We start from the raw sequence: 11,628 nt of genomic DNA on the forward strand, positions 1-11,628 counted from the left end.
GCTGCATTGCAGCCCTTTCGCTTTTCAAGGCAGCCCTAGGGCGCACATTCCAGGGTTGTCGAAAGCGGCTTGCTTTCACGCCCGTGGACCATGCAGTACAGCGCGCCGGCCAGGATCAAGCCCATGGCCCAACTGATGTCCACACCCAGCCATTCGGCCACGAAACCCGTGTAGAACGACAGTTTCATGAACGGGATGGTGCCGATGATCGACACGGCGTACACCGCCAGGCTTCGACGATTGAAACGTCCGTAGCGCCCCTTGGCGTCATACAGCGCTCCCACATCATAGTGACCCCGGCACACCCAGTAGTAGTCCACCAGGTTGATCGCGCTCCAAGGGATAAGCAGGTACAACTGGCCGATCAGGATGTCGGCAAAGAATGTGTCGAAGTTGTACTGGGTGGCGATGGCGATCACCGTTGCCGCTGCGGTCAGGCAGGCCATTACCATGGCTTTGGCAGTTGAGGTCACGTGAGCGATCGTCTTGAACGCACCAAAGATCGTGACTGACGACATGTACGCGCTGTACAGGCACAGGACGTTGTACTGGATCACCCCCAGTGCGATCACTGCCAGCGCCAACGGCGCCAACGGGCCAAACAACGCGGCAATGGCCGTTGCAGGGTCATGCCCCAGTGCGGCGGGTAGTTCCACGGCCACCAGCGCACCCAATGCCATCATGGCGAAGGAGCCCAGCGCACAACCGCAATAGGTAGCCCAGAACGTGGCGCGAGGGTTGACGTTGGCCGGGAGGTACCGCGAGTAGTCGGCCACATAGGGGCCATAGCCCAGCGTCCAGGAGGCAGACTGGGCAACGATCAGGTTGAAGGCGGCGAACGAAAAGCCTGTGCTCACCGCCGTTGTGCTTTCGAGGCCGCCAGGGTGCAGCAGGATCAGCACCAGGGCGCCAGCAAAAACCAGGGTGGACAGCAGGCTCATCCAAGCCCCCAGGCGGTGGATGAGTTCGTAGCCGATAAAGCCAATGATAAAGGTCAGTACGCCCACCACCACAATGGCTTGGCCATCGCTCATGGGCATCAGCGCCTGCAGCGCTTCACGCATCAGCACGCCGCTTGCGGCGAGGAACAAGACGGCAGCCGTGACCATCACCAGCAACGGGATCGCCGCGCCGTGAACACCGAATTGGGCCCGGCTCTGGATCATCTGTGGCACGCCAAGGTGAGGGCCCTGGGCAGAGTGCGCCGCCATGAACACGGTGCCGATCAGGTTGCCGACCAGCAGGCCCAACAATGTCCAGCCAAAACTTAGCCCCGACGCGGCTCCCAGGGTGCCGACCATCAGTGCGGTTATCTGGAAGTTGGAGCTGAACCAGATGGTGAACAGTCGTTTAGGCGTGCCATAACGCTCAGCGTGTGGGACAAATTCGATACTTCGCGTTTCTAGCTTCACGCCGGTCTCCCGATTCATTTTCATGATTATCGGGTAGGCACCGGCGTGATTTGGGCTCAGTAACGAACGCGTCATAGCTGGTTGCGCCATGGCATGCTCGATAACGTCAGGGCCGATGAGCGGCCCCGCACCGACAGGAAAACGCATTGTTTGTAGGCGCGAGTTTATACGCAAAGAGGCCTTCAGCTACCCGCATACCCCAGCAGATACAACAGCCCGGTCAAGGTCACCAGCGAAGCCACGGTCGATAACAGGATCGTCCGCGATATCAGCCCCGCCTCGCGGTTGTAATACTCCGCCAGCATGAACGGCCCGGTCCCTGTCGGCAGTGCCGCCAACAGCACCGCCGAAGCCGCCCACATGCTCGGCAGGCTGAACACCTTGTACGCCAGCACCCAGGTCAGCGCCGGCTGCCCTACCAGCTTCAACCCCACCAACGGCCACGGACTGGCCTGTGCGCCGGTACGCTTTTCCGCCAGGAACGCGCCTAGCGATATCAAGGCGCACGGCGTGGTAGCCAACGCCAGCATGTCGAGAAAGTGCATCACCGGCTCGGCCAGCCCCAACCCGGTCATGGCCCAGCCAGCACCCGCCAGCGGCGAAATCACCAGCGGGTTCTTCGCCAGCGCCTTGCCCACCACCACGATGGCGCGGCCAATATGCCGCTCTTCCTGCAAACCGATCTCGATCAGTGTCAGCGAAATGGCGAACACCAGGCACACGACGATCAACGACGAGATCAGGGCCGGCTGCAAGCCTGCCTGACCGAACAGCAACAGACACAAGGGGATGCCGATATAGCCGGTATTGGCATAGCCCGCACTGAGCCCGTCGATGCTCGATGCCACCAGGCCATGGCCGCTGTACAGCCGCCACGCCAGCGTGACCACGAACATGGCCAAGGCACCCGCACCAAAGGCCACGATGAACCCAGGATGCCAGATCTCACTCCAGGTGGCGGTGGCGGTGACCTTGAACAGCAACGCCGGCAGGCACAGCCAGACCACCATCTTGTTGATTTCGGCGGCGGCCTTGTCGCCGAGTTTGTTGGTCTTGCGGCACAAGTAGCCAACCAGGATCAAAGCGAAGATCGGCGCAACAATGACGAAAATGGTGTGCATGTCAGGCTTTGCCGACCAGCGGAGACTGCGCGCGCCCCCCCAGACGGCTCAACCACACCGACGCCAGGATGATTCCGCCGCCGATGAACAGCCGCCCCAGCGGCTCGTGCTGGTTCCAGATCAACAGGTTCAGCAGCAGCCCTACCGGTACATGCAGGTTGTTCATCACCGCCAACGTACCGCCAGACACCAGGCACGCGCCCTTGTTCCACCAGTACAGGCCCAGCGCCGTCGGGCACAGGCCCAGGAACAGGAGCACCAGCCATTGCACATCGGTGCTCGGCAGGTGCTGGGCGTTGCCGAACAGCAGGAAGGCCGGCAACACCACCAGCAAGGCGCCCAGGTAGAAGTAGCCGAAGCGCGCGTAATGTGGCAGGTCGCTGGGGTGGCGCGCGACCAGGTGGCGGTACAGCACCTGGCCAGCGGCATAGGTGAAGTTGGCCAGTTGCAGCAGCAGGAAGCCGATGAAGAACTCGCCGCTGATGCTGTCGAAGCGGATCACCGCCGCACCGCCCACGGCAACCAGCGCGGCCAGCAGCGCCCACGGGTTGAAACGCCGGTTCATGGCGTCTTCGATCAGCGTCACATGCAGTGGCGTGAGGATGGTGAACAGCAGCACTTCCGGCACGGTCAGCACGCGGAAGCTTAGGTACAGGCAGACGTAGGTGATGCCGTACTGCAGCGCGCCGATCAACAGCATCGAGCGCATGAAGCGCGGCTCGACCTGGCGCCAGCGGGTCAATGGCAGGAACACCAGGCCTGCCAGCACCACCCGTGCGAGCACAGCAAAATAGCTGTCGACGTGCCCGGCCAGGTACTCGCCGATCAGGCTGAAGGAAAACGCCTGGATCAGCGCGACGATTATCAGGTAGCCCATGGTTGTCTCTCGTGAATCAAGGCCGCGACCTTAGCGGGTTGCGGCAAATGAGTTCAACCATGAGGAATGTAAGGGCTGAACCGGCCCCCACGGAAGCCCAGGCATAAAAAAGCCCGGCCATTGGCCGGGCAGGTACACCCAAAGGAGCAACAAACAGGTGTCAGGGTTGGGAATTCGTTGAACCTCAGGCCACGGCCGCCAGTTTGGCCTTGGCCTGGTTGACGCCCTTCTCATGGAACTCGCCGCTCATGTTCAGGCCTTCGGCATGGATGAAATCGACATCGTGAATACCGATGAAGGCCATCACCTGACGCAGGTACGGTTCCTGGTGGTCGCTGCTGGCACCGGCGTGAATGCCGCCACGGGCAGTCAGTACGATGGCGCGCTTGCCGGTCAGCAGGCCCTGCGGGCCGGTCGGGGTGTACTTGAAGGTGATGCCGGCGCGCAGTACGTGATCCAGCCAGGCCTTAAGGGTGCTGGGGATGGTGAAGTTGTACATCGGCGCGGCCATTACCAGCACATCAGCCGCCAGCACTTCATCGGTCAATTCGTTGGAACGGGCCAGGGCCTCCAGTTCGGCGGCACTGCGCTGCTCTTCGGGCTTCATCCAGCCACCCAGCAGATTGGCATCCAGGTGCGGCACCGGGTTCACCGCCAGGTCGCGCACCGTGATCTGATCGGCCGGGTGAGCGGCCTGCCATTGCTGGATGAAATCACGGGTCAGCTGACGGGAAACGGAATCCTGCTGGCGGGCGCTGCTTTCGATGATCAGTACGCGGGACATGGGGTGCCTCCATCGGCAAAAAGGGTTGCGATTCGATGGAGGTGAGATTAAGGCTTGACCTATCGATAAAAAAGCGTAAAAAGTGGGTTCAATCAATCGATTAATCAGTTTATTCCGCGCTACAGCTCAAGGCGATACGCAGTTTGATGATCTGCCGGTTGAACTTGGCGGTGACATCGACGCTTTTACCGGCCGGTACATTCACCCGGCGAACCCGGGGTGCTTCAGGGCCATTGCGGAAGGTCACCTTGCAGGCCGCCGGTACCTGCCCATAGTTGTTGAGGGTAATGGCGCCAATGTCGTAGGCCGTGTCATAGGCGGTGTAGTCAAGCTTTACCCCGGTCAGTTCCTTCTCCACATCGATGGGATAGGCCATGGCCCCGAGGGGCAGGCACATCAGTATTGCCGCACAACATTTCTTCATGGGCCGCTCTCCTTGAAAGAGGGCAGCTTAGGACAACAGGAGCGAAAGATGAAAGCGCCGCGCGTAACCCTTGACCAGTGGCGAACCCTGCAAGCAGTGGTCGATCACGGCGGGTTTGCCCAGGCCGCCGAGGCACTGCATCGCTCACAGTCCTCGGTCAGCTACACCGTGGCCCGCATGCAAGAGCAACTGGGCGTGCCACTGCTGCGTATCGACGGCCGCAAGGCGGTGCTTACCGACGCTGGCAACGTGCTACTACGCCGCTCGCGCCACCTGGTGAAGCAGGCCAGCCAGCTCGAGGACCTCGCCCACCACATGGAACAAGGCTGGGAAGCCGAAGTACGCCTGGTGGTCGATGCCGCCTACCCCAGCGCCCGCCTGGTACGTGCCCTGGCCGCGTTCATGCCGCAAAGCCGTGGCTGCCGGGTGCGCCTGCGTGAAGAAGTGCTGTCTGGCGTGGAAGAAGTCATGCATGAAGGCATCGCCGACCTGGCCATCAGCAGCTACAGCATCGGTGGCTACCTGGGCGCCGAACTGAGTGCGGTGGAGTTCGTCGCCGTCGCCCACCCTGAGCACAGCCTGCACCGCCTGGGCCGCGAGCTGACCTTCCAGGACCTGGAAAGCCAGTTGCAGGTGGTAATCCGCGACTCCGGCCGCGCTCAGCCGCGCGATGTCGGCTGGCTGGGTGCCGAGCAGCGCTGGACCGTCGGCAGCCTGGGCACCGCCGCTACCTTCGTCAGCAGCGGCCTGGGCTTTGCCTGGCTGCCCCGGCACATGATCGAGCGTGAGCTGCGCGAAGGCGTGCTCAAGCCGTTGCCGCTGGATCAGGGTGGCAGCCGCCATCCACTGTTCTACCTTTATTCGAGCAAAGAGAAGACCCTGGGCCCGGCCACGCAGATTCTCATCGACCTGCTGCGCAACTTCGACACCGCGCCACTGGACGTGCCCTTCGCAGCCCCCCCACAAGCTTGAGAGGACCGCGCCCATGGCCTATTTCGAACACGAAGGATGCACACTGCATTACGAGGAATATGGCCAGGGCGAACCACTGGTACTGCTGCACGGTCTGGGCTCCAGTTGCCAGGACTGGGAGCTGCAGGTGCCGGCGCTCAGCCGCCACTACCGGGTGATCCTCATGGACATTCGCGGCCACGGCCGTTCCGACAAACCCCGCGACGGCTACCAGATCGCGACCTTCAGTGCCGACCTGCTCGCCCTGCTCGAACACCTGCACACCGGCCCGGTGCACTTCGTCGGCCTGTCCATGGGCGGCATGGTCGGCTTCCAGTTTGCCGTCGACCACCCGCAATGGCTGCGCAGCCTGTGCATTGTCAACAGCGCCCCCGAGGTCAAGCGCCGCACCCGCAGTGACTGGATATGGTGGCTAAAGCGCTGGGGCCTGGCGCGGCTGCTCAGTGTCGAAACCGTCGGCAAGGGCCTGGCTGAACGCCTGTTCCCCAAACCTCATCAAGCCGAACTGCGACAGAAGATGGCCCAACGCTGGGCGCGTAACGACAAGCGCGCCTACCTCAAGAGCTTCGACGCCATCGTCGACTGGGGCGTGCAGGAACGCATCGGGCAGGTCCACTGTCCTACCCTGATCATTGCCGCCGACCACGATTACACCCCGATACAACTGAAAGAGCGCTATGTCGCGCTGATGCCCAACGCCAGGCTGGTCGTCGTCGACGATTCCCGGCACGCTACGCCCCTCGATCAACCCGAGGTCTTCAACCAGACCCTGCTGCAGTTCCTCGCAGCCGCTTCCACCTCTCAAGGATCTTTGAGCCCATGCTGAAAAAACTCCTGCTCACCGCCTGCTCGGTCGCCTTCGCCACCAGCGTCATGGCCTCTGACAAGACCCCGCACGTTCTGCTGGACACCAGCTTCGGCCAGGTCGAAATCGAGCTGAACGCCGAGAAGGCGCCGGTCAGTACCAAGAATTTCCTGCAGTACGTTGACAGCGGCTTCTACAACAACACCATTTTCCACCGTGTAATCCCGGGTTTCATGGTCCAGGGCGGTGGTTTCACTGACCAGATGGTGCAAAAAAACACCAACGCCCCAATCAAGAACGAAGCCAGCAACGGCCTGCTGAACACCCGCGGCACCCTGTCGATGGCGCGCACCTCGGACCCGAACTCGGCCACCAGCCAGTTCTTCATCAACGTGGCCGACAACGACTTCCTCAACCCCGGGCGTGACCGTGGCTATGCCGTGTTCGGCAAGGTGACCAAGGGCATGGAAGTGGTCGACCAGATCGTCAACTCACCGACCACCATCAAGAAAGGCATGCGTGATGTGCCGGCCGACCCGGTCTACATCAAGTCGGCCAAACGCATCGACTGACCGCAGGCTTCACAGGGACGTGAAACCGCCTGAGGGCAGGATGGAACAGGAGTGTCGTTACCCATGCTGTACCGCCGTTTCGAACAACTGATCGATATTTTCCGCGAAGCACCCAGTGAATCGCCGCCGACCACCGTGTGGCCGTTCTACCTGTATTACCTGCGCCAGGTATGGCCCAGTTTTCTTGCCCTGCTGGTGGTCGGCCTGTTCGCCTCGCTGATCGAGGTGGCCATGTTTAGCTACCTCAGCCGCATCATCGACCTGGCCCAGGGCACGCCCAATGCCAACTTCTTCAGTGAGCACAGTGGCGAGCTGATCTGGATGCTGGTGGTGATCCTGGTGCTGCGGCCGGTGTTCTTCGGCCTGCACGACCTGCTGGTGCACCAGACCATCAACCCCGGTATGACCAGCCTGATCCGCTGGCAAAACCACACCTACGTGCTCAAGCAGAGCCTGAACTTCTTCCAGAGCGACTTTGCCGGGCGCATCGCCCAACGCATCATGCAGACCGGCAACTCGCTGCGCGACTCCGCCGTGCAGGCGGTGGACGCGCTATGGCATGTACTGATCTACGCCATTACCTCGCTGGTGCTGTTCGCCGAGGCCGACTGGCGCCTGATGCTGCCGCTGCTGCTGTGGATCGTCGGCTACATCGCCGCGCTCTTCTACTTCGTGCCAAGGGTGAAGGAGCGTTCGGTGATCTCCTCCGACGCCCGTTCCAAGCTGATGGGGCGGATCGTCGATGGCTACACCAACATCGCCACCCTGAAGCTGTTCGCCCACACCGACTACGAGCAGCAATACGCGCGCGAAGCGATCAGCGAACAGACCGAAAAAACCCAACTGGCGGCACGCGTGGTCACCAGCATGGACGTCGTCATCACCAGCCTCAACGGCCTGCTGGTGGTCACCACCACGGGCCTTGCGCTGTGGCTGTGGAGCCAGTCGCTGATTACCGTCGGCGCCATTGCCCTGGCCACCGGCCTGGTGATCCGCATCGTCAACATGTCGGGCTGGATCATGTGGGTGGTCAACGGCATCTTCGAGAACATCGGCATGGTCCAGGACGGCCTGCAGACCATTGCCCAGCCGGTCACCGTCACTGACCAGCCCAATGCGCCGGCGCTGAAGGTGAGCCGTGGCGCGGTGCGGTTCGATGACGTGGATTTCCACTACGGCAAGGCTGCCAACGTGATCGAAGGGCTCGACCTGAACATTCGCCCAGGCGAAAAAATCGGTTTGATCGGCCCGTCCGGCGCGGGCAAGTCGACCCTGGTCAACCTGCTGCTGCGGCTGTACGACGTGCAGGGCGGGCGTATCCTTATCGATGACCAGGACATTGCCGAGGTGAGCCAGGCCAGCCTGCGCGCACAAATCGGCATGATCACCCAGGACACTTCGCTGCTGCACCGCTCGATCCGCGACAACCTGCTGTATGGCCGCCCCGGCGCCAGTGAGGCGGAGTTGCTCGACGCCGTGCGCCGCGCCCGCGCCGACGAGTTTATCCCGCAGCTATCCGACGCCCAGGGGCGCACCGGCTTCGATGCCCATGTGGGTGAGCGCGGGGTGAAGCTGTCGGGCGGCCAGCGCCAGCGCATCGCCATTGCCCGGGTACTGCTGAAGAATGCGCCGATCCTGATCATGGACGAAGCCACTTCGGCGCTGGACTCGGAGGTGGAAGCAGCCATTCAGGAAAGCCTGGAAACGCTGATGCAGGGCAAGACGGTGATCGCGATCGCCCACCGGTTGTCCACCATCGCGCGGATGGACCGGCTGGTGGTGCTGGACAAGGGGCGGATTGTCGAGAGTGGCAGCCACAGCGAGCTGCTGGAACAGCAGGGGTTGTATGCCCGGTTGTGGCATCACCAGACCGGGGGGTTTGTCGGGGTGGACTGAAACCTGTGCTGGTCTCTTCGCGGGTGAACCCGCGAAGAGACCAGCACAGGCAAACCAAATGGATCAGTCCCGACGATAAGGCAACATCCCCCTCGCCTCCTCGGCATACCCCCTCACCCCTTCCCGCTCCTGCACCAGAAAATCCTCCACCGCCCGCCGCAACCCGGGGTGCAGCAGGTAATGCCACGACCGCGTCAACACCGGCTCGAACCCGCGTATCAGCTTGTGCTCCCCCTGCGCCCCGGCATCGAAACGCTGGTAGCCCTCGGCAATGGCAAAGTCCATCCCCTGATAGAAACACGTTTCGAAATGCAGCCGGTCGAATTCATCCAGGCAGCCCCAGTAACGGCCAAACAGGCTGTCGCCCCCCACCAGGCTCAGCGCCATCGCCACATCGCGCCCCCCCTGACGCGCCATTACCACCCGCACAGCCTCGGGCATGCGTTCGGCCAGCAGGCTGAAAAACGCGCGAGTCAGATAAGGCGCCCGGCGGCGTACGGCATAGGTGTTGGCGTAACAGAGGAAGACGAAATCCCACTGGGCTTCATCCAGTTCATCGCCTCGGTACCAGCGAAAATCAATACCCTGCCCCGCCACCTGCTCACGCTCCTTGCGCATCTGCTTGCGCTTGCGCGAACTCAGGCTGTCGAGAAAGTCCTGGAAATCTCGATACCCCCGATTTTGCCAATGGAACTGGCAACCCAAGCGCTCCATCCAGCCCGGCTGGGCTGCCAGTTGTTCGTCCAGCGCCGAGTCGGTGAAATTGATGTGCGCTCCGGATAGCCCACCCTTGGCCAAATACTCAGGCAAGGCCTGCAACATCATCAAACCGTCAGCCGGATCGGCCGCAAAAAGGCGTGGGCCACTCACAGGGCTGAACGGCACGGCCCCCAACAGCTTGGGATAGTAGGCAATGCCGGCCCGCTCACAGGCATCGGCCCAGCCATGGTCGAACACATACTCGCCATAGGAGTGCCACTTGCGGTACGCCGGCATCAGCGCCCGCACCTGCCCCTCACGCTCCAGGACCAAGTGCTCGGCAGCCCAGCCAGTTTTTCGCTGGACGCTGCCACTGTCTTCCATTGCACTGAGAAAGGCATGGCGCAGGAACGGCTGACCCGCTGGCACCAGGGCATCCCAGGTGGCCGCCGGAAGATCATGCAAGTTGGCAAGGCTGTACAGGCTGGTCACGGTTTCGGCTCGCTGTGAGAAGGCCTTCAGTATCCCCAAGTAAGGCCCGGCACTCAAATGACGAACGCCGGGCTGATCCTTTTATTCTCAATTACTTAACCGCAGTGCCACTAATCAGACATTAATCTGTCATTGGCCCCCGCAATACTTGCGCCTGTTTTCCGGAACCTCAGAACCTGTCTAGTCAGGCCCTTTCCGAAGACATGCCAACGCAGGGGCAGGCGCTTGAGCCTCCCCCATTTTTTTCAGTAGGGAGAACCTTATGCGTCTTGTTTCTACACTTACCGGAGTGAGCCTCACCGGCATGATGCTGGCTCTGAGCGCCCCGGCCAGTGCTGCTGTCGACGCCAAGCTGCTCGAAATGCTCCGCGCCAACGGCTCGATCAATCAGGCGCAGTACAACGAACTGCAGGGCGACCTGGCAAAAGAAACCAAGGAAAGGGCCGACCAGAAAGCTCAGTCTGAACGGATGAGCAACTTCGAACAGAAAGTGGCATGGGCCGCCAAGACCCAGATCAAGGGTGATGTGCGCCTGCGTTACGAAGACGTCAACGTCGACAACCCGATCTCCCGCAGCGGCAACCAGGACCGTGAGCGTGTACGTGCCCGTGTCGGCTTCTACAGCGAGATCAACCCGCAGGTTGACGCTGGCGTGCGTGTGGCCACCGGCAGCAGCGCCGATGCCCGTTCGACCAACCAGAGCCTGGACAACTACTTCGAGAAGAAATCGCTGTGGGTCGACCTGGCCTACCTCGACTGGCACCCGACTGCCGTGCCCAACCTGCACCTGATTGGCGGCAAGATGATGCAGCCATGGGTGAGCATGGGCGACATCATCTGGGACAGCGACATCAACCCGGAAGGCGTGGCAGCTACCTACAAGACCAACCTCGGCCCGGCCGAAGTGTTCGGCAGCATCGGCCACTACAACCTGAAGGACAACGTCGACGGCGACGGCGTGCAGTTCAAGCACGACGCGCAGCTGTACGCGGCCCAGCTGGGTACCAAGTTCAACGCGGCTGACACCGTCAAGGTTACCGTTGGCGGCAGCGTATACGGCTACGACAACGACAAGGCCTCGGCTGCTCTGCGCTCGCTGGGCAACACCACCGACGAGTTCAACCTGGTTGAAGGCTTCGGTCAGGTCGATTTCACCGGTTTCGCCATTCCACTGTCGGCTTACGGCCAGTTCGTCAAGAACACCGAAAGCACCGATGGCAAGGACAAGGCCTGGCTGGCTGGTTTGAAGAGCAAGATCGGTGCCTGGAGCCTGGACTACAACTACCGCGACGTGCAGCGTAACGGTGTAGTGAGCCTGTTCACCGACTCCGACTTCGGTAACGGCTTTACCGGTTCCCGTGGCCACAAGTTCAAAGTGGGCTACGAAATCGACAAGAACTTCGCCCTGGGCGCGGCCTACATGATGGCCAAGACCGACTACTCCAACCTGCCGAACAGCGATGCGGATGTAGACACCCTGCAGGTGGACCTGGAAGCCAAGTTCTAAGCGACACCCTCTTCTGCTTCACCTGAAGCGGGAAATGCCGACCCCATCCGGCGTTTCCCGCTTTTTT

11 protein-coding genes are annotated in these 11,628 nt (G+C 61.7%); 5 read left to right on the forward strand and 6 right to left on the reverse strand.

Translation table 11 applies throughout. The annotated features are described in order from the left end of the window. Positions 1-35: 35 nt before the first annotated feature. From D906_RS04045 to D906_RS04065, 5 genes are all read right to left on the reverse strand, one after another. Entirely contained in the window at positions 36-1,412 is a 1,377-nt protein-coding gene (locus tag D906_RS04045) for a cytosine permease (RefSeq protein ID WP_025753883.1), read from the reverse strand. 182 nt (positions 1,413-1,594) lie between these two features. Then, positions 1,595-2,533, reverse strand: a complete 939-nt coding sequence (locus D906_RS04050) for an AEC family transporter (protein ID WP_016711893.1) — start codon at positions 2,531-2,533, stop codon at positions 1,595-1,597. A 1-nt stretch (position 2,534) separates the two neighbouring features. Continuing rightward, entirely contained in the window at positions 2,535-3,410 is an 876-nt protein-coding gene (locus D906_RS04055) for a carboxylate/amino acid/amine transporter (RefSeq protein WP_019099145.1), read from the reverse strand. A gap of 184 nt (positions 3,411-3,594) precedes the next feature. Further along, positions 3,595-4,194: an FMN-dependent NADH-azoreductase gene (locus D906_RS04060; protein WP_019099146.1), complete on the reverse strand. Its 600-nt coding sequence runs from the start codon at positions 4,192-4,194 to the stop codon at positions 3,595-3,597. A gap of 109 nt (positions 4,195-4,303) precedes the next feature. After that, positions 4,304-4,618, reverse strand: coding sequence for a hypothetical protein (locus D906_RS04065; RefSeq protein WP_025753884.1), 315 nt, complete (start codon positions 4,616-4,618; stop codon positions 4,304-4,306). Between the two features lie 48 nt (positions 4,619-4,666). On the opposite strand from D906_RS04065, the gene D906_RS04070 reads away from it, so the two are divergent. From D906_RS04070 to D906_RS04085, 4 genes are all read left to right on the forward strand, one after another. Beyond that, complete coding sequence (locus D906_RS04070) at positions 4,667-5,590, forward strand: LysR family transcriptional regulator (protein ID WP_016711896.1); 924 nt, start codon at positions 4,667-4,669, stop codon at positions 5,588-5,590. 13 nt (positions 5,591-5,603) lie between these two features. After that, entirely contained in the window at positions 5,604-6,416 is an 813-nt protein-coding gene (locus tag D906_RS04075) for an alpha/beta fold hydrolase (protein WP_016711897.1), read from the forward strand. Beyond that, on the forward strand, positions 6,410-6,967 hold the full coding sequence (locus D906_RS04080) for a peptidylprolyl isomerase A (RefSeq protein WP_019099147.1): 558 nt from the start codon (positions 6,410-6,412) through the stop codon (positions 6,965-6,967). The genes D906_RS04075 and D906_RS04080 overlap by 7 nt, the downstream gene beginning before the upstream one ends. Positions 6,968-7,030: 63 nt before the next feature. Beyond that, entirely contained in the window at positions 7,031-8,863 is a 1,833-nt protein-coding gene (locus D906_RS04085; RefSeq protein ID WP_027615326.1) for an ABC transporter ATP-binding protein, read from the forward strand. A 63-nt stretch (positions 8,864-8,926) separates the two neighbouring features. Here D906_RS04085 and D906_RS04090 read toward each other — a convergent pair whose 3' ends face one another. Further along, positions 8,927-10,054 carry a GNAT family N-acetyltransferase gene (locus tag D906_RS04090; RefSeq protein ID WP_027615327.1) on the reverse strand — a complete coding sequence of 376 codons (1,128 nt, stop codon included), beginning with the start codon at positions 10,052-10,054 and terminating at the stop codon, positions 8,927-8,929. A gap of 262 nt (positions 10,055-10,316) precedes the next feature. Between D906_RS04090 and D906_RS04095 the strand changes: the two genes are divergently transcribed. Further along, on the forward strand, positions 10,317-11,561 hold the full coding sequence (locus D906_RS04095) for a putative porin (protein WP_016711900.1): 1,245 nt from the start codon (positions 10,317-10,319) through the stop codon (positions 11,559-11,561). Positions 11,562-11,628: the final 67 nt, after the last annotated feature.

This window comes from Pseudomonas sp. LAIL14HWK12:I1, from assembly GCF_003202095.1.
Taxonomy (GTDB): domain Bacteria; phylum Pseudomonadota; class Gammaproteobacteria; order Pseudomonadales; family Pseudomonadaceae; genus Aquipseudomonas; species Aquipseudomonas monteilii.